Here is an 18,839-nt window from a genome sequence, read left to right on the forward strand (position 1 = left end):
AAACGTCGGCGCCGTCGCACAAATCGCCGCCACGGCAACCGCCGATTGTACGCAACCGCCCCGATTTCGCGTAAAAGACGCAGAGGCCCGCGCCAAGTCCGGGTCACAACAAGAAACCAAATCGGGAGCAGGATATGCCGAAATACAGGGTGGTGACGCCGAAGGGCGCGAGCTTCACGGTCGCGAGCAGCGATTATTCCTACGAGCGCGAAGCGCTCGATCCGATCGACGCCGAGATCGTCGAGGCGCCGGCCGACGAGGCCGGGTTCATCGCCGCCGCGAAGACAGCTGACGCCATTTACGCCAAGGGCATCCCGATCACCAGGACCATCATCGACGCGCTGGAGAGCTGCAAGGTCATTACGCTCGGCTCGGTCGGCGTCGACAGCGTCGACATCAAGGCCGCAACCGCGCGCGGCATTCCCGTCACCAACATCCCCGATACCTTCATCGAGGAGGTCGCCGACCATGCCATGATGCTGCTGCTCGCGGGCTTCCGCCGGCTGGTCGAGCAGGACCGGATGGTACGCAGCGGCCGCTGGGCCGAAGGCCGGCCGGCGCTGTCGAAGATTCCGCGGCTGATGGGCCAGACGCTCGGCTTCATCTCGTTCGGCCGCGTCGCGCGTGCAGTTGCGAAACGCGCAGCTCCGTTCGGCCTGCGGATGATGGCCTACGATCCCTTCATCCAGGAAACGCTGATGTCCGACCACGGCGTGATTCCGGCGACGCTGAACGAGGTGTTGTCGCAATCCGACTTCCTCTCGATGCACGCCCCCGCCCGGCCCGAGGTGCATCACATGCTCACCGAGAAGCACTTCCGGCAGATGAAGAAGGGCTCGGTCTTCATCAACACCGGCCGTGGCGCCACCGTGGACGAGGAAAGCCTGATCAAGGCGCTTCAGGAGGGCTGGATCGCCCATGCCGCCCTCGACGTGCTGGAGAAAGAGCCGCCCTCGCACAACAATCCGCTGCTCGGCATGGAAAACGTCACCCTGACCGCCCATGTCGCCTCCGCCTCGGCACGGTTTGACGAGGCGCGCAAGCGCCGGGTGGGCTACGAATTGTCACTGGTGCTTCAGGGCATGTGGCCGGTAAGCTGCGTCAATCCGTCGGTGCTGCAAGACACCGCGCTCCGCCGCTGGCAGCCTGTCAGCATGGACCGCGGCCCGAACAGCTAGGCGGGGCGGCCGCGAAGGCGCGCCGGCAACCGGAAAGACCCTTCACCGGCGATCAACGCCGGGAAGGGAAACATATAGGGAGGAACCGATGAGGAACGACATCACACGTCGTGATGCCTTGGCGCTGGGCCTGTCCGCTGCGGCAATCGCGGCAACCGGTGCTCCGGCAAACGCCCAATCCGCGATCAAGGCCGCGGACGTCCCCGCACCGAAACTGCCGATCGAGAAAGGCGCAACCCTGCGCATGCTGCGGCCGGTACGTTTCGTCCAGGCCGATGAGGATGTGTTCCGCGCCAATGCGGCGAAATTCACCAAGGAAACCGGCGTCGAGATCAAGGTCGATTTCGTCGGCTGGGAAGACATCAACCAGCAGACCGCGGTGACCTCGAACTCCGGCGCCGGTCCCGACATCATCATCGGCTTCTCCGATGCGCCCCACATCTACGTCGACAAGCTGGTCGAGTTGACCGACGTTGCCGATTATCTTGGCAAGAAGTATGGCGGCTGGCTGCCGCTGGCGCAGCGCTACGGCAAGAAGAACAAGAGCCCCATTTGGATCGGGCTGCCGTTCGGAGCCACCGCGGGCCCCGTGATCTACCGCAAGTCGATCCTGCAATCGGTCGGCTTCGACAAGGTGCCGGAAGACCATGCCGGAATTCTCGACCTTTGCCAGAAGCTCCAGAAGGCCGGCAAGCCGGCGGGCTTCGCGCTCGGCAACGCCAAGGGAGACGGCAACGGGTTCGCAAGTTGGGCGCTATGGTCGCACAACGCGGCCCTGCTCGACGAAGAGGGCAACGTCGTCATCAACAGCAAGGAGACCATCGCCGCGCTGAACTGGGTCAAGCAGCTCTACCCGACGTTCATCGCCGGCACGACGTCCTGGAATGACGTCAGCAACAACCGCGCCTACGCCGCGCAGGAGATCGCGCTGACCGCCAACGGCGTCTCGCTGTATTTCTCGCTGAAGAACGATCCGGCGACCAAGGCGATCGCCGACGACAGCGAGCATCAGTTGCTGCCGAAGGGCTTGGCCAAGGTCTCTCCGATGGCGGGCCTGACGCTGAACGCCATGGTGTTCAAGCACAGCCAGTACCCCAACGCCGCAAAGGCCTTCCTGCAATACATGCTCGAAAAGGACCAGTACGAGCCGTGGCTCAACGCCAATTCCGGCTACTGGTCCCAGCCGCTGGCCGCCTATGCCGAGGCCTCGGTGTGGTCGCAGGATCCCAAGGTGCAGCTGTTCAAGAACACCATGAACAGCACCTATTACGACGGTTACGCGGGCCCGATCTCGACTGCGACCGGTGCCGTGAGCGCCGACTACGTGCTGATCCAGATGTTCGCATCCGTCGCGACCGGCGCTGCCACGCCGGAAGCCGCGGCCGCGGAAGCCGAGCAGCGCTGCAAGCGGTACTTCCGGCGGCAGAAGTAACGCTGCACAGAAGCACGTCATTGCGAGCGAAGCGAAGCAATCCAGCCTGTTCCCGCGGTCACAGCCTGGATTGCTTCGTCGCTTCGCTCCTCGCAATGACGGGCGTGGTGACTTCCAGAGACGGGACAACAAACCGATGTCCGTGACCACACTTCCCACTCTCGCCCTCGCACAGCGGCAGCCGTCCTGGCTGGTGCGCCTGTTCGACTACAAGCCGTTCCTGATCGTGATGTGCCTCGCACCCGCGATCGGGCTGCTCACGGTGTTTCTGACCTATCCGCTCGGCCTCGGCATCTGGCTCGCCTTCACCGACACCACGATCGGCAGGAAAGGCGTCTTCGTCGGCTTCGAGAATTTCCAGTATCTGCTCACCGATTCCCTGTGGTGGAACGCGGTGTTCTACAGCGTGGTCTACACAGGGATCGCGACCTTCGGGAAGTTCGCGCTGGGCTTCTGGCTCGCACTGCTGCTCAACAACCATTTTCCGTTCAAGAGCCTGTTGCGTGCGATCATCCTGATGCCCTGGATCGTGCCGACGGTGCTCTCGGCGCTGGCGTTCTGGTGGATCTACGATCCGCAGTTCTCGATCATCTCCTACCTTCTGGTCGACGTGCTGCACTGGCGCACCACCAATATCGACTTCCTCGGCTCGCCCTGGCCGGCGCGCTTCTCGCTGATCGCCGCCAATATCTGGCGCGGCATTCCCTTCGTCGCGATCTCGCTGCTGGCGGGCCTGCAGACCATTTCGCCCTCGCTTTACGAGGCCGCGATGCTCGATGGCGCCAGCGCCTGGCAGCGGTTCCGCTACATCACCTTCCCGATGATGATGCCGATCCTCGCCATCGTCATGACCTTCTCGATCATCTTCACTTTCACCGACTTCCAGCTCGTTTACGCCATCACCCGCGGCGGCCCCGGCAACTCGACCCATTTGCTGGCAACCCTGGCCTTCCAGCGCGGCATTGCCGGTGGCGAGCTCGGCGAGGGCGCGGCGATCGCGGTGTCGATGATCCCGTTCCTCGTGTTCGCGACGCTGTTCTCTTATTACGGCCTGGCGCGCCGCAAATGGCAGCAGGGAGAGAGCAATGACTGATACCGCCGCCCAACCGGCCGCCGTCGCCACCACACCGCCGGACACCATGGCCTGGGATTCCGGGTTGCGGCGGCTGATGATGATCTATCTGCCGCTCGGCTGCTTCGTGCTGATCCTCCTGTTTCCGTTCTACTGGATGACGATCACGTCATTCAAGCCGAACGCAGAGCTGATGAACTACAAGGAGCACAATCCGTTCTGGATCTCCTCGCCGACGCTGGCGCACATCAAGCACCTCTTGTTCAACACCGCCTATCCGCGCTGGCTATGGACGACGATGCTGGTCGCGATCGGCTCGACCACGCTGTCGCTGATCGCGAGCACGCTTGCCGCCTATGCGATCGAACGCCTGCGCTTCCGCGGCAGCCCCTATGTCGGCCTCGGCATTTATCTCGCCTATCTCGTTCCGCCGTCGATCCTGTTCATTCCCCTCGCAACCGTGGTCGTGCAGTTCGGCCTGTTCGACAGCCCGCTCGCCCTGATCCTGGTCTATCCGACCTTCCTGGTGCCGTTCTGCACCTGGCTCCTGATCGGCTATTTCAAGTCGATTCCCTACGAGCTCGAGGAATGCGCTCTGGTGGACGGCGCCACACGGCTCCAGATCCTGCGCCGGATCACGCTGCCACTGGCGGTGCCCGGCCTGATCTCGGCCGGCATCTTCTCCTTCACGCTGTCCTGGAACGAGTTCATCTACGCGCTCGCCTTCATCCAGAGCGGCGCCAACAAGACGGTGCCGGTCGCGATCCTGACCGAGCTCGTCACCGGCGACGTCTACCAGTGGGGGGCGCTGATGGCGGGATCGCTGCTCGGCTCGCTGCCGGTTGCGATCTTCTACTCGCTGTTCGTCGACTACTACGTGTCGTCGCTGACGGGGGCGGTAAAGGAGTAACTCGCGGCTGCGCGCAAGCGCAGTCGATCGTGCTATCGTGATAGACTGCTTGCTGTATTGGCCCCACGCTCCATCGTGACAGCGGGGTCGATCATTGGCGCCTCGATTGTCGCTCGAGAAAGCGAGAATTGCATGCGTTCGCCAAAGCTCCCGTCGTTATCTCGACGCGGTTTCTGCCTGTGTTGCGTCGGCGCCGCTGCGTCCGCCGCTGCTTCGGGATGGCTCAGCCCCAGGCAAGCCTACGCAGAAGCGCGAGGCATCGTCAGCCTGATCAAGGACAGTGCTGCGGTATCGCCGATTGTCACGCACAAGCTCCGAAACAACATCACCGTGCTGGAAGGCTCCGGCGGCAACATTGCCGTGCTGACCGGACCAGATGGCAAAGTCCTGATCGATGCGGGCATCCGCGTCTCACGCCCCCAGCTTACCAAAGCGCTGGCTGATCTGGGCGCCGATCCCGTCACCCATCTCGTCAACACCCACTGGCATTTCGATCATGCCGATGGCAACGAATGGCTGCATGCAGCCGGCGCCAAAATCATTGCGCAGGAAAACACCCGCAAACACCTTGCCGAAGTGCAGCGGGTCGAGGACTGGGACTACAATTTCCTTCCGCTCGGCGCGGGCGGAATCCCCAGCGAAGTCTTTGCCGACAGCCGCGAGCTCAAGCTCAACGGAAGCTCGATCGGCCTGAAGTATTACGGGCCCGCGCACACCGACAGCGATATCTCCGTCACCTTCGCGGAAGCCAACATCGTTCACGTCGCCGACATGTTCTGGAACGGCATCTATCCTTTCATCGACTATTCGACCGGCGGCAGCATCGACGGGATGATCGCTGCATGCGACGGCAATCTCGCGGCGATGGACAAGGACACGATCGTCATCGCCGGGCATGGCAAACCGGTCGGCAACAAAGCCGAGTTCCAGGCCTTTCGCGACATGCTCGTCGGGATCCGCGACAACGTCGCCCGCCTCAAGAAGCAGGGACGAACGCGGGATGAAACCGTTGCGGCGAAGCCGACAGCGGCCTTCGACGCGATATGGGGGCAATTCGTGATCGATCCCGGCTTCTTCACCCGGCTGGTCTATCAGGGCGTTTGAAAAACGCCTCGCGGCCGTCGGCGAACTCATCGTTTTGAAAGGACATTGACATGGAAACCGCGGAGACCACACGCAAGCCATCGCTCCTCGATCGTCGCCGTCTCGTTCTTGGGTTGTCCGGAGCGGCTGTCGCATTTTCTTCGACAGCAGCATCCGCGAAGCCGGAGCGCGACGCACACACCGCCGCTGCCTATCCGGTCACCTATCATCGAACCGCGACCGTCGACGGGATCAAGATCTTCTATCGCGAGGCGGGTCCAAAGGACGCCCCGGTTGTGCTGTTGCTGCACGGCTTCCCGACCTCCTCCCACATGTTCCGCAACCTGATCCCGGCACTGGCCGACAGGTACCACGTGATCGCTCCCGACTATCCTGGATATGGCCAGAGCGAGATGCCACCGCGCGCGACATTCAAGTACACGTTCGATCGTTTCGGCGAGCTTGTCGGCGGCCTGCTCGACCAGCTCGGCGTCACCCGTTATGCGATGTATGTCATGGATTACGGAGCTCCCGTGGGCTGGCGCCTCGCGCTCAAGAATCCAGAGCGCATCAGCGGCCTGATCGTGCAGAACGGCAACGCCTATGATGAAGGGCTGAAGGAGTTCTGGAATCCGATCAAGCAATACTGGGCCGACGGATCCGATGGCAGCCGGCAGGCATTGATGAAGTTGGTCACGCTGGAAACGACGAAATTCCAGTACACCGACGGCATGTCCGACGTCAGCCGGATTTCACCCGACAATTGGGTGCAGGATCAGGCGCTGCTCGACCGTCCCGGCAACAGCGAAATCCAGATGGACCTGTTCTACGACTATCGGACCAATTTGCCACTCTATCCCGCGGTACAGGCCTATTTCCGCAAGCACAAGCCGCCGACACTGATCGTCTGGGGCAAGAACGATTTCATCTTCCCGGCCGATGGCGCCCATCCCTACAAACGCGACCTGCCCCAGGTGGAATTTCACCTCATCAACACCGGCCATTTCGCGCTCGAGGACAAGTTCGACGAAATGGTCCCGCTGATCCGCGGCTTCCTCTCCCGCAAGATCGCCTGATCATTCCGGAAGAAAATAACGGTCGGCTGCGGCGTTTGGCCCGGCTTCACAAAACTGCAATGCGCGTCCGCATAAGACGGTCTCCGTTAACAGGAGACGCACATGCGCGCGACTTTTCTTGGCACCGTCGCAACGATCATTCTCACCGCGAGCTCCGCGCTCGCGCAGAGCGAAGGTGAATTCCCCGCCAAGCTCGCCGGCCACGTGGTGATGCCGGCTGCCACGTTCATCGACGCGCCGGCAGACGCGCCCGCCGATCTCAAGACATCCGGCAAATACACCACCGGCAAGCGGGTCGACGCGCTCGGCACGGTGATGGGCAAGTCCTATGAGCGGGCGACCGGCGTGTCGCTGCCGTTCAAGGGCCAGCCGCTGCAGGGTCATTCCGGCATCAAGACCATGCCGGACGGCACCTTCTGGGTCATCACCGACAACGGCATGGGCGCGCGCGCCAACTCGCCGGATTCGATGCTGTACCTCAACCGCTACAAGATGGATTGGGCCGGCGGCAAGATCGAGCGGCTGGAGACCGTGTTCCTGCACGATCCCAACAAAAAGGTGCCGTTCCGCATCGTGCACGAGGACACGGAGAGGCGTTATCTTACCGGCGCCGACTTCGACACCGAGGGCTTTCAGATCATCGGCGACACCATCTGGATCGGCGACGAGTTCGGCCCTTACATCCTGAAGGCCGACAAGACCGGCAAGATCCTCGGGCTGTTCGAGACGGTCACTGACGGCAAACCGGTGCGATCGCCGGATCATTGGGCGGCGGCGACGCCGGGCGCGCCGGGCGCAACCTACACCAACGTCAACCTGCGTCGCTCCAAGGGTTATGAGGGCTTCGCCTCCTCCAAGGACGGCAAATTCCTCTACGGCCTGCTCGAGGGCCCGCTGTGGGATGCCGAGAAGAAGGACTGGGAGAAAGTCGACGGCAAGGAAGCCTCCCGCATCCTCGAATTCGACGTCACCGCGGAGAAGTTCACCGGTCGCTACTGGCAGTATGTGTTCGAGCAGAACGGCAATGCCATCGGCGACTTCAACATGATCGACCCGAGCGCCGGCCTGATCATCGAGCGCGACAACGGCGAAGGCACGCCCGACAAGGCCTGCCCACAAGGCACCCGCGGCGAGAACTGCTTCCCTGACGTGGCCAAGTTCAAGCGCGTCTACAAGATCGAGCTCACCGACGCCAATGTCGGCAAGCCCGTGCGCAAGATCGGCTATATCGACCTCCTGAAGATCAGGGATCCCGACAAGAAGGCGAAGAAGCCGCTCAATGACGGCGTCTACACCTTCCCGTTCTTCACGATCGAGAACGTCGATCGTGTCGATGAAACCCACATCATCGTCGGCAACGACAACAATCTGCCGTTCTCGTCCAGCCGCGATCCCAACAAGGCCGACGACGACGAGTTCATGCTGCTCGATGTCGCGGATTTTCTGAAGGCGAAATAAGCTGACGCTCTCTCAATGCGGGTCATGCCCCGGTCAAGCCGGGGCATGACAGCGGAGGGCTTATCGCACCGTAAACTCCACCGGAATCGTAAAGCTCATCACGCCGTTCCTGATCTCGTCCGGGATCGGCGGAAATGGCGAGGCCTGGCGGGCCATCGACATGGCCTGGGCGTCGAACGCGGCAACACCGGACGAGCCACTGAGCCGGCTCGACGTGACCTGTCCGCTGCGGCTGAGGGTGAAGCTGAGCCTGGCAACGCCGCGCTGACCGCCGCCGCCGGACGGATATTGGTGGAAGCGCATCAGATGCGCGCGAACCCGCTGATTATAGGATGCGATCACGGAGGCCACCGCGCCGGCGCTCATCGCGGATGCCATCGGCGCCTCACGCTCGGCCCGCGGCGGAGCGCTGGTGCGCGGTGCGGGCATCGCCTCCGACGGCTTCCTGGCCTCGCGGCGGACCAGCTTCGGCTTCGCCGGCGCAGGCTTTTCCACCGGCACGATTTTCGCCGGCTCGGGCTTCGCCGGTGTCGGCTCGAGCTTCTGCTCCGGCGGCGCGACGACGTCCGGCTTCTCCTGCGGCGGTGTCGGCGCGATGGTGTCCTCGGCGGCCTGCTGCTGCACCGGCTCCGGCGGCGAGGCGTCGGCCTCCTGCATCACCGGTCCCGGCGCGACGTCGTCCTGCACCGAATGCGGTGCCGACGTCACCGGCGCCATATCGATCATGATCGCCGGCAGGCTGACGCCCCGCTCGGGCTGCGATTTGAGCCAGTTCGTCGCAAGAAGCGCGGCCGCGACGTGCAACGCCACGATCACCGCGGCCGCTACGCTCCATCGTGCCCCCTCGCGCTCGCCGAGCGGCTCGTGCAGAGCAAAGGCGTTCGCGGCCATCAGTTGCGTCCATCGAGGCCGACCAGCGCAACCTTCAAATAGCCGGCGTTGCGCAAGGCGTTCATCACCTCCATCAGGTCGCCATAGGAGACGGCCTTGTCGGCGCGCAGATAGATGCGCTCGTCCTTGCGGCCGTTGGTGGCGGCATAGAGCGAGGTGCCGAGCGCATCGCTGGCGACCACGTTCTCGCCGACCGCGATCGAGAGATCCGGCTTCACGGTGAGGAAGACCGGCTTGTCCGGCCGCGGTGCCGGCTCGGCCGCGGTCGCCGGCAGTTCGACCCCGATGTCGACGGTGGCAAGTGGGGCAGCCACCATGAAGATGATCAGCAGCACCAGCATCACGTCGATGAACGGCGTGACGTTGATCTCATGGGTGACGTCGAGATCATCCGGATCGCCGCACTTGAGCGGCGATCCGGACCGTGCGCCGAGCTTCGCGGCCATGGCCTACTCCGCCGCCCGCGCCATGCGGAACTCTCTGTGGTCGCGCTGCCGGCTCACCAGCAGCATGAGCTGCGCCGAGGCATCGCCCAGCAGCGCCCGGTAGTTGGCGATGCCGCGGACGAGGTGATTGTAGATCACGACCGCCGGAATCGCGGCGACGAGGCCGAGCGCGGTCGCGAGCAGCGCTTCCGCGATACCGGGCGCGACCACTGCGAGGCTCGTGGTGTGGCTCTCGGAGATACCGATGAAGGAATTCATGATGCCCCAAACCGTGCCGAACAGGCCGACGAACGGCGCCGTGGCGCCGATGGTCGCGAGCACGCCGGTGCCGCGCGCGATCTGCCGCGACATCGCGGCTTCGACCCGCTCCAACCGCAGCGCGACGCGCTCCTGAAGGCCGTCGTCCAGGATGCCGCCGGAGAGCTCTGCTTCCTTCGCGCAGGACTGGATGAGCTGGGCGACGGCGTCATGTGCGTCGCCGGTCTGTTCTGCCGCCTCGATCAGCTTGATGTTGCCTTCGAGCGCGCGCGTCCGCTGCAAGGCGAGCGCGCCTTTGCGGCGTAGTTCGATGGACTTGGCGAGCCAGACCGTCCACGTCACCAGCGAGGCGATGGCGAGCCCCACCATCACCGTCTTCACGATGATATCGGCGCCGAGGAACATGCCCCAGGGCGACAAATTGCGCGGCAACAGCGCTTCGTCGATCGCGAAAGCTGGAGTCGGTGCGAGCGCCGCCAGCAGGATGGATCCAATCATGTGCCGAAGGCTGGAAATGCTTCGCATGCCTGATCTCCCGACAGACAGAGAAAGCTACGCGGCCGGCGCGGCCGTGCGATCCGCAAGCTGCCGGAACCGCACAAGCTGGTCCGCACGCAGCGCCCGAGTCTCGTCGCGCCCGACGAAGACCTTGAACATGATGCCGCCGTCCGCATTGACAAAGGCGACGAAGGCGGAAGTCTTGCCATGAACGGACGCTCGACGAAAGCAACGGCCGCACAGCGCTCGTGGCGGAGATGGCCGTGCAAGCCCTTCGGCTGCATCAGGTTGAAATAGCCGCGGCCGATCTCGCCTGCCGGGATCGCGCCGGTGAACTCGAAGATCGCATCGTCCGTATGAACGATCAGCGTCACCTCGCCCCACGCGGCGATGTCTTGCATGGCAGCGACGAAATGCTCGCCGCCACCCACCCGAACCATCGACGACGGCAGCGCCTCGATCACCGCGCGCGGCGTGACCTTGCGCTCGCGCGCGACGTCCTCGATCACCGCGCCGGGATTGTCGGCCATATACGCATTGAGATCGGCGAGATCGGTGCTCAGCATGTCCAACTCCTCTCGTGCTTCGCGCTGCCTCAGGCAGCCGCGGCCTTGCGCTCGCTCTGGATCACCTCGAAACCTTCGAACTTGGGATGGCCGAGATAGAGGCTCTCGCCGGTCGGATTGTCGGCGCGGGCATGGGCACGACGAAACTGGTCCGAGCGCGTCCAGGCCTCGAACGCCGCCTTGTCGACCCAGGTGGTGTGCGAGGAGTAGAGCGTGTGGTCCTCGGCCTCGGGACCTTTCAAGAGATGAAACTCGACGAAGCCCGGCATGCTGCCGAGATAGGATTCGCGGGTAGCCCAGACGGTTTCGAACGCGGTCTCCGCGCCGTTCTTCACCTGAAAACGGTTCATGGCGATAAACATTTAACTCTTCTCCTGTCAGTCATGCAGATCGGCGAACGCCGACCGGGTCTTCAGAACGCGCCGAAACCACGCCGGGGACATCGGCGTGGCTTTGGAGGCCGATGCGGCCCCCCATCGGGATCGCCGGCAGTCGTTAGGTACCGCCAAAGTGGTACTTGAGGCCTCCCTTGATCACGAGCCCGGCGCCGGCGCTCGCCCATTTCACGTCGTTTTGCGTATCGCCGGTACTGCCGACCGGAATGGCGTAAGGCCGGTAGTACCGGTTGAAGAGATTCTCGACCGAGAAATTGAGCGTGAGGTCCGACGTCGGCTGATATTGGGCATAGAGATTCACGAGATCGTACGACGTCGCCGGAGTGTAGCTCCGTGGGATGTCGTAATTGGCGATGGCCGATGTCCACATCACCGAGAGGATCAGGGTTCGGTCGAGCAGGCGCACGCCGGCCGTCGTGGTGATCTTCTGCGGTGGAACGCTGTACAGGCCAAACCCCGTCTGCAGGTTCTTGCCATTTTGATAAGTGCCGGAGAGACCGAGGAACCAGAGGTTTGCGTCGTACATCGCCTCGGCTTCCAAGCCCTGAATGCGCGCCGACGCCACGTTCTGATATTGCAGGAACGGCAGCACGGTGATGGTCGGTGCCGGCGGCGGACCGGTGGGAACGACCAGGGGATTTCCGTAGGCGACCTGATCGATGAAGTCCGTTATGTCGTTGCGGAATACGTTGATCTTGCCGCGCAGCGTATCACCCGGAGTGAACAGGTCATTCTTCTTGATGTTGAAGCCGATCTCCTTGTTCTTGCCGACCTCGGGCCGCAGGTTCGGATTGGGCACGAAGCAGAAAGTCGAATCCGCGCCCGGTCCCGGCGTGCCTGACGGACAGCGGAAGAAGGAGTCGTTGATCGTGGCACCCGAATGCGGCCCGCTGACCAGCGTCTCCGTGATCGATGGAGCGCGATAGCCTTCGGCATAGCTGACATACGGCGTCACGACCGCGGTGGGAACAAGCGCAACCGTGATCTTCGGCGACAGGCGATCGCCGCCGGACGACGAGGAAGCCGAGGAAAGCTGATAATTGTCGTACCGGAGCGCGCCGATCACCTCGAGCATCGAGGTATAATTCGCCTTCCACTGCACGAAACCGCCAGACACCGTGCGCTGACCGCCGGGCGTCGTGACCTCCGACGTGCCGGTCGTGTCGCGCGACGATACCTTGTCCTGGAACGCGTCCAGTCCGTAGGTCAACGCGTGACGCCAGCTTCCGGTCTCGAAGCGCGACGTGTTGTGCACGTCGACACCAATCGTGTCGAGCAGATATCCGCGATTACTGCCGATACAGCCCGACACGGCATTTCCAGGCACGCCGCCGCAATAGACCGACGGCGTTACGCTCGTATGCGCGCTCTTGACCTGATCGTTCTCGGTGCGATTCCAGTACACCTTCGCGTCCCAGTCGACCCATGGATTGTCCGGCTGTGAATATTTCCAGCCGAGCGTCGTGGTGTAGTTCTTGACATTGGATGCGTAGATCGACGTGCCGCCGAGATTGTTGGTGCCGTTCGCATTGGTCGAGTTGGGATCACCGGCGCGCCGTGGCGGCTGGCCCACGCGGTAGATGTCTTCCTGGAAGATCGTGCCGAGCTTGACTTCGTGCCCGTCCGCAGGCCGCACCGTCAGCTTGGCGATGCCGCTCGTGAGGCGGTTGCCCGTATTGGCAACCTCGAAGCCCGTGCCGTCCTTGTAGTTCTCCTGCGTGGAGTAGGTGCCGCCGGCGAACACGTCGACATCCGGGTTGACGCGGACGCCGCCGAAGGCTGAGCCGAGCGCACGCCCGTAATTGCTACCAAGGATGGTCTTGACGTCCACGCCCCATCGCTCTCCCGCGCGCACGACATCCTCGATGTCCTTGGTACGGAACGACGCCACACCTCCGATCGCACCGGAGCCGTAGATGTTGGCGGTGGGGCCACGGACGATGTCGATGCCGCCGATCAGCTCGGGATTGAGGAAGAACGAGCCGTTTGCGAAATGACCGGTCCGCTGATAGTTCTGCCGCGCGCCGTCGACGACGACAGCGACACGGCCGAAATCCTGCAAGCCGCGGATGTTGATCGAGGTCGACGGCTCGTCGCCGCGATTCTGAACCCACACGCCCGGCACGTTGTAGATGAGATCGCCGACAGTACTGGCCTGCCGCGCCTCGATCTGCGCCGACGTCACGACGCTGACCGGCGCAAGCGCATCGACGGCACGCTCCTCGGTCTTTGAGGCCGCGGCCGTGATGGTGTCGAGCGCTTGAACGGGCGCGACGCCGCCGGCCTGGGCGCGGGCGTTCATGACATCGGGCGCCGCCTGCTGCGCGAGCTGCGGCTTGGGCTGCTTGCGCTTGGCCTGCTTCGGCCGCTCCGGCGACACACTCTCGGCTTGCGGCTGAGCAGTCTGCGCGAGGCCGCTCTCCGTCACCAATGCCGCAATTGAAACCACCGACGCGCCCAAAATAAGGGCGCGCGAATACCTAGCCCCGTCAGCCATATCAGCCCCAGCCTGCACTTCACTTTTTGGAGTCTTTTGGCTGGCGTGCGTTCGCAAAGCGAACGACTGGCTGGCTGATGTTCTCGAGACGCGGACAAGCTGTCCGCTGCCTTAATTGGTTACGTGGCCACACTTCGACGGTCAATGACATCAGGTTGCAGTTTATATCGATTGTAAATCGTCGCCGTTGGAATGCGCTACCCGCCGCTTATACAAGCAAGACGCATCTGAAATTTCGAAAGCGCATCACACCTACCATGTCAGCAACGTCCGGAGACAGCGGCGGCGATGCGGCAGGGCCGACACAAAGCCCTTCCGCAACAACGAGAACCCTCATTATGCGAGGGAGCCGGATCGACAGCCGCGAGCTGTTTGCGGCCGAGCGCGAGATCATCATCGCGCATGGCGAGGACAATTATCGCCTTCGTTTGACCTCGCAGAACAAGCTGATCCTGACGAAGTAACCTGCAATGGCATTTTGTCGCACCCTCGCGAATATCCTGCTCTCCGGCACGATCGCGCTCGCGTCCATCGCGCACGCCGCCGGTATCACCGTGCATGACGCGCGCAACCGCGATGTCGTTGTCGCCGACATTACACGGACGGTCTCGATCGGCGGCGCCATCACCGAGATTCTCTATGCGCTCGGGCTCGAGAGCCGCCTGGTCGGTGTCGACACCACGAGCCTCTATCCGGCAGCGGCGCTGCGCGACAAACCCAATGTCGGCTACATGCGCCAGATTTCAGCCGAGGGCGTGCTCGGCCTCAACCCCACTCTGATCCTGGCGATCCAGGGGTCGGGCCCGCGCGAAACGATGGACCTGCTGGAGACGGCGAAGGTGCCGCTGGTGCTGGTGCCGGAGACCTTCTCCGAGGACGGCCTGATCGAAAAAATTAGACTGGTGGGCCATGCCATGGGCGTCGACGCGCGCGCCGAATGCCTGACCGCCGCGGTCAGCGCCGATCTCGCGCAGCTGCGCGCACTGCGCGCCAAGGTGACGAAGCCGGTCCGCGTGATGTTCGTGATGTCGCTCCAGAACGGACGCGCCATGGTCGCCGGTCACAAGACCGCTGCCGACGAGATCATCCAGCTCGCGGGCGCCGCCAACGCGGTCGACGATTACGACGGCTACAAGATCATCGGCGACGAGGCGATCGTCGCGGCGAAGCCCGATGTCGTGCTGTCGATCGAGCGCGGCAAGGACTCACTCCAGGCCGACGCGATCTATGCCCATCCGGGCTTTGCGCTGACGCCGGTCGCAGCCAACAAGAGTTTCATCACGATGGACGGGCTATATCTGCTCGGCTTCGGGCCGCGCACCGCGGCGGCGGCGCGCGATCTCTCCGTCAAGCTCTATCCGGCATTGTCCGACCGGGGTGGCACGTTCGCCTCGGCCTTGTCGGCAGCGAACTGCCGGCAATGAGTGTTGCGGTCGGAACAGGAGCGCGTAGCACCGGGCAACGCGCCGGTAGGGGACGCAGGTTCGGGTCGGTTGCGCTTCCTCTGCTCCTCGCAGCGCTTGCAGTCATCGCGACCGTTGCGCTGACCGTCGGCGCGGCCGGCATTCCCCTCTCGCGGCTGCCTGCCGCACTCGGCTTTGCCGGCAACGCAGCCGCCGATGCCATGACCGCCCGTGACCGGCTCGTACTGTGGTCGATCCGCATCCCCCGGATCGCGGCGACCGCGATGGTCGGCGGCCTGCTCGCCGCGGCCGGCGCAATCATGCAGGGCCTGTTCCGCAATCCGCTCGCCGATCCTGCGCTGGTCGGCGTCTCCAGCGGCGGCGCGCTCGCGGCCGCAAGTACCATCGTCTTCACCGATTCACGCTTCGGCGAGACGCTGCATTTCCTCCAGACCGAGCTGTTGCCGCTTGCTGCTTTCGCGGGATCGCTGGTCACGACCGCGACCCTCTATGGCATCTCCAGCCGCTCGGGGCGGACCTCGATCGCGATCTTCCTGCTCGCCGGCGTTGCCATCACCGCGATCACCAATGCCGGCATCGGCCTGCTGGTGTTCGTCGCCGACGACCGCCAGCTCCGCGACATCACGTTCTGGCTGCTGGGTTCGATGAGCGGCGCGACCTGGACCAAGGCCGCCGTGCTCGTGCCCATCCTGGTCGTCGGGCTCTTGGCCTGCACCTACATCGCCCGCGGTCTCGATCTCCTGGTGCTCGGCGAGGCCGACGCCTTTCATGGCGGCGTCGACGTCGAGCGGCTGAAGCGGATCTCGATCGTCATGGTCTCCGCCATGACCGGAGTCGCGGTGTCGATCAGCGGCGTCATCGGCTTTGTCGGTATCGTCGTGCCGCATCTATTGCGCCTCGTCATCGGCCCGACGCACCGCCTGCTGCTTCCGGCCTCGGTGCTGCTCGGTGCGATCCTGATGGTCGGCGCCGACACGCTGGCGCGCACCATCGTGGCGCCGGCGGAAATGCCGATCGGCATCTTGACCGCCGCGGTCGGCGCCCCGGTCTTCCTGGGGATTCTGCTGCGGCAGCGTGGGCTCGCCTCGCTATGAGCGCCGTGATCGAAGCCCGTGCTTTAACCAAGCGCGCCGGCCGCGCGACGCTACTCGATGGCGTCGACCTGAGCGTGGGGGCCGGCGAGATGATCGCCATCATCGGTCCGAACGGCGCCGGCAAGTCGACGCTGCTGCGGCTGCTCTCGGGCGACCTCCGCCCGAGCGAAGGCGAGGTGCGGCTGCAGCAGCGCGATCTCCGCAGCTATACGCCACGCGAACTCGCCGCGCGCCGCACGATGTTGTCCCAGCACATCAACGTCACCTTCCCCTTCACGGTCGGGGAGATCGTGCTGATGGGCGCGGGCGACCGCAGCTTGCGCGATCCCGGTCCGCTTGTCGATGCCGCACTGGACGAGGTTGGCCTGACGAAATTTCGCGACCGGCAATTGCCGACGTTGTCAGGCGGCGAGCAGCAGCGCGCCCATTTCGCCCGCGTGCTGGTGCAGCTCGCCTGCGGCGAGGCCGAGCACGGACCGGGCCTTCTGCTGCTGGACGAGCCGACGTCGAGCCTCGACCTGCGTCACCAGATCGACCTCGTCGAAGCCGCGCGCCGCCGCGCGGCGCATGGCACCGCCGTCATCGCGATCCTGCACGACCTCAATCTCGCGATCCGGTTTGCCGACCGGCTGGTCGTGCTGAACCGCGGCCGGCTCGCCGCCGACGGCCCGCGCGCCGATGTCGTCACACGCGAGACCATCCGCGACATCTTCGAGATCGACGCCGTCGTCCATCAGGCTGACGACGGCGTACCTTACGTGTTGCCGCAATCGATGCGCGCGGCGCCGCCTGTGGCGGGAATTTAGCCAGCCGGCACGATCACCATGCTCTTGTCCTTCGGCCAGCGAATGCGCCAGGCGAAGTTGATGTCCTTGACCTCGCCGGGCTTGGCGTCGAACGACCATTCCAGGACGCCGCGCCGGTCGCGAATGTTGCTTGCGGTCGGCGGCGTGGTCGCAGGCAACATCTCGACGAGGATGTCCTCGCTCTCGCTGACCGGCAACTGGTCCTCGATCGCGACCTTGATCGGGAAGTCGTGACCATTGCGGATTGTGGTCTTGAATGCGCGCTCGTCGGTCTTCGACGTGGTGACCAGGAGACCGGCCGAACCTTCGTTGCGCTTGAGCACGGCGCGCTCGATCCTGATCTTGTCGTCGGCGCCGAAGCCGAGCCGCACGATGTCATCCTTGGCCGAGGCCGAGAGCTTGCCGCGGCCGACGAAAGTTCCATCGCGATAGATTGCGACCTTGCCCGGCAACAGGCTCGTGTCGTCCGCCTGCTTGAAGCTGGCCTCGAGGAAGGCGGTGGGATCCATCACCGGTGCCGCGCGCACCGTGAGATCGGCGGGCACGGTCACCGAGGCGATGCGCAGGCTCTTGGCGCCCTCGGCGGCGCCGAGGCTGACGCGGCCGGGAATTTTGTAGGTAGCCTGGAAGTCCCCGATCTCGGCGACCGCCTGCTGTTCTTCGGCGCGCTCGCGAATGTCGTCGGCCGCCTTGGCCGCGGACGTTTCCATCTTTCGCTGCTGCATTGGCGCCGCCGCAGGCATTGCCGAATCCGAAAGCGAACCCAGCGCCCGCGGCCTCGGTAGCTGCGGATATTGTGCGACCAGCGAATTCAGCTCCGCCGCGCTGCCGCCGCGGCCGATGCGGACCGTGGAGACGCCGAGCGTGACGTTGGACCAGTCCTCGCCGGTTGATTGCGTGACCTCGGCGCGGCGGACCAATTCGAGCTGCGGCTTGCGGTCCTTGGCGCCGGTGTCGAGCCGGGCGTCATAGAGCGGCAGCCATCGGGCGTTGCGGACATTGTAGGTGACCCTCAACGTCGCCTTGGTTGCTGCCGGCGCGGCGATGTCCATGCGGACTTCGAGCTTGCTCGGCGGCTTGGCCTTCCGCTCGACTTCGAGCTGGGCGATCTGCCGATCAATGTCGCGCATCTTGCGCGTGGCGTCGCGGACGGCGGTATCGGCGCTCGCAATTTCCTCACCGACGGTGGCAAAGGCCGTGCGCCATTCGGCAATCGGCCGCGCCTCGCCCTTGTCGCCAATGCCCGCGGGCGACGCTTCCGCAAAATGCTCCGCGAATTTGCGCCGCGCATTGGCCGAGTCGATCGCGCCTTGCAGGTCGGCGCGCTGGTCGTTCAGCGCCTCGATGCGCTTGTCCAGCTCCGGCAAATTGACCGGCGCCGCACGCGGTGTTCGCGCATCGATCGTGCCGATGGTGAGCTTCGCTCCCCCCTCGCCCTCCACCCGGATCGAGGAGGTGTCGAGACCAAGCGGGAAGTCCTTGGCAATGAGCGTCGAGTCACCAGACGGCAGGTCCACCGCGATGACGCGGGTGACGGTCGCGCCATCGGGGTAAACGGTGACGGTATCGATGGCCGATGTGGCGTCCAATTCTGCGGCCCATGACGGCGACGCGAATGCCGTGGTCAACAGAACCAGGCTCGTCGTTGCCAAACATTTTGCGGTGATGCGCATCAAGTCCCTCCTCCAACTCATCGCCGCCGCCAGCCGGACGCGCGATCCAATGCCTCGCCAACATGGTTGGACGCGGCAGGGA

At 64.2% G+C, this 18,839-nt stretch carries 17 protein-coding genes and 1 pseudogene; 11 read left to right on the plus strand and 7 right to left on the minus strand.

The window, feature by feature from the left end; genetic code table 11:
- Positions 1 to 134: 134 nt before the first annotated feature.
- The 7 genes from GWG67_RS12010 to GWG67_RS12040 all read left to right on the plus strand — a co-directional run bounded on the left by GWG67_RS12010 (position 135) and on the right by GWG67_RS12040 (position 8,209).
- On the plus strand, positions 135 to 1,178 hold the full coding sequence (locus GWG67_RS12010) for a C-terminal binding protein (RefSeq protein ID WP_275169540.1): 1,044 nt from the start codon (positions 135 to 137) through the stop codon (positions 1,176 to 1,178).
- Positions 1,179 to 1,266: 88 nt separating this feature from the next.
- Entirely contained in the window at positions 1,267 to 2,610 is a 1,344-nt protein-coding gene (locus tag GWG67_RS12015; protein WP_275169541.1) for an ABC transporter substrate-binding protein, read from the plus strand.
- Positions 2,611 to 2,746: 136 nt separating this feature from the next.
- Positions 2,747 to 3,703: a carbohydrate ABC transporter permease gene (locus tag GWG67_RS12020; RefSeq protein ID WP_275169542.1), complete on the plus strand. Its 957-nt coding sequence runs from the start codon at positions 2,747 to 2,749 to the stop codon at positions 3,701 to 3,703.
- On the plus strand, positions 3,696 to 4,592 hold the full coding sequence (locus tag GWG67_RS12025; protein WP_106942023.1) for a carbohydrate ABC transporter permease: 897 nt from the start codon (positions 3,696 to 3,698) through the stop codon (positions 4,590 to 4,592). Before GWG67_RS12020 ends, GWG67_RS12025 begins: the two co-directional genes overlap by 8 nt.
- A gap of 132 nt (positions 4,593 to 4,724) precedes the next feature.
- Positions 4,725 to 5,696 carry an MBL fold metallo-hydrolase gene (locus GWG67_RS12030; protein ID WP_275169543.1) on the plus strand — a complete coding sequence of 324 codons (972 nt, stop codon included), beginning with the start codon at positions 4,725 to 4,727 and terminating at the stop codon, positions 5,694 to 5,696.
- Positions 5,697 to 5,746: 50 nt separating this feature from the next.
- Complete coding sequence (locus GWG67_RS12035) at positions 5,747 to 6,751, plus strand: alpha/beta fold hydrolase (RefSeq protein WP_275169544.1); 1,005 nt, start codon at positions 5,747 to 5,749, stop codon at positions 6,749 to 6,751.
- Between the two features lie 102 nt (positions 6,752 to 6,853).
- Positions 6,854 to 8,209 (plus strand): esterase-like activity of phytase family protein, encoded by a 1,356-nt coding sequence (locus tag GWG67_RS12040; protein ID WP_275169545.1) that lies wholly within the window; start codon positions 6,854 to 6,856, stop codon positions 8,207 to 8,209.
- Positions 8,210 to 8,269: 60 nt separating this feature from the next.
- On the opposite strand, the gene GWG67_RS12045 is transcribed toward GWG67_RS12040, so the two are convergent.
- The 6 genes and pseudogenes from GWG67_RS12045 to GWG67_RS12070 all read right to left on the minus strand — a co-directional run bounded on the left by GWG67_RS12045 (position 8,270) and on the right by GWG67_RS12070 (position 13,760).
- Complete coding sequence (locus tag GWG67_RS12045; protein WP_275169546.1) at positions 8,270 to 9,100, minus strand: energy transducer TonB; 831 nt, start codon at positions 9,098 to 9,100, stop codon at positions 8,270 to 8,272.
- Positions 9,100 to 9,546: a TonB system transport protein ExbD gene (gene exbD / locus GWG67_RS12050; protein ID WP_275169547.1), complete on the minus strand. Its 447-nt coding sequence runs from the start codon at positions 9,544 to 9,546 to the stop codon at positions 9,100 to 9,102. The genes GWG67_RS12045 and exbD overlap by 1 nt, the downstream gene beginning before the upstream one ends.
- 3 nt (positions 9,547 to 9,549) lie before the next feature.
- A complete protein-coding gene (gene exbB, locus GWG67_RS12055; RefSeq protein ID WP_275169548.1) occupies positions 9,550 to 10,329 on the minus strand; it encodes a tonB-system energizer ExbB in 780 nt (259 codons plus the stop codon).
- 27 nt (positions 10,330 to 10,356) lie between these two features.
- Positions 10,357 to 10,868: pseudogene (hutX, locus tag GWG67_RS12060) on the minus strand (heme utilization cystosolic carrier protein HutX).
- Between the two features lie 29 nt (positions 10,869 to 10,897).
- Positions 10,898 to 11,230, minus strand: a complete 333-nt coding sequence (locus tag GWG67_RS12065; protein ID WP_275169549.1) for an antibiotic biosynthesis monooxygenase — start codon at positions 11,228 to 11,230, stop codon at positions 10,898 to 10,900.
- Between the two features lie 133 nt (positions 11,231 to 11,363).
- Entirely contained in the window at positions 11,364 to 13,760 is a 2,397-nt protein-coding gene (locus tag GWG67_RS12070; RefSeq protein WP_275169550.1) for a TonB-dependent hemoglobin/transferrin/lactoferrin family receptor, read from the minus strand.
- A 257-nt stretch (positions 13,761 to 14,017) separates the two neighbouring features.
- On the opposite strand from GWG67_RS12070, the gene GWG67_RS12075 reads away from it, so the two are divergent.
- The 4 genes from GWG67_RS12075 to GWG67_RS12090 are packed head-to-tail and all read left to right on the plus strand — an operon-like array spanning position 14,018 to position 17,084.
- Entirely contained in the window at positions 14,018 to 14,224 is a 207-nt protein-coding gene (locus GWG67_RS12075; protein WP_275169701.1) for a hemin uptake protein HemP, read from the plus strand.
- Between the two features lie 6 nt (positions 14,225 to 14,230).
- The gene (locus tag GWG67_RS12080) at positions 14,231 to 15,184 is read left to right on the plus strand and encodes a hemin ABC transporter substrate-binding protein (protein ID WP_275169551.1); all 954 of its coding nucleotides are present in this window, start codon (positions 14,231 to 14,233) and stop codon (positions 15,182 to 15,184) included.
- Positions 15,181 to 16,278 (plus strand): iron ABC transporter permease, encoded by a 1,098-nt coding sequence (locus tag GWG67_RS12085; RefSeq protein ID WP_275169552.1) that lies wholly within the window; start codon positions 15,181 to 15,183, stop codon positions 16,276 to 16,278. Before GWG67_RS12080 ends, GWG67_RS12085 begins: the two co-directional genes overlap by 4 nt.
- A complete protein-coding gene (locus GWG67_RS12090) occupies positions 16,275 to 17,084 on the plus strand; it encodes a heme ABC transporter ATP-binding protein (RefSeq protein ID WP_275169553.1) in 810 nt (269 codons plus the stop codon). Before GWG67_RS12085 ends, GWG67_RS12090 begins: the two co-directional genes overlap by 4 nt.
- Here GWG67_RS12090 and GWG67_RS12095 read toward each other — a convergent pair.
- Positions 17,081 to 18,757, minus strand: coding sequence for a mucoidy inhibitor MuiA family protein (locus tag GWG67_RS12095; protein ID WP_275169554.1), 1,677 nt, complete (start codon positions 18,755 to 18,757; stop codon positions 17,081 to 17,083). The genes GWG67_RS12090 and GWG67_RS12095 overlap by 4 nt on opposite strands.
- Positions 18,758 to 18,839: the final 82 nt, after the last annotated feature.

This window comes from Bradyrhizobium sp. CSS354, assembly GCF_029051725.1.
GTDB lineage: Bacteria > Pseudomonadota > Alphaproteobacteria > Rhizobiales > Xanthobacteraceae > Bradyrhizobium.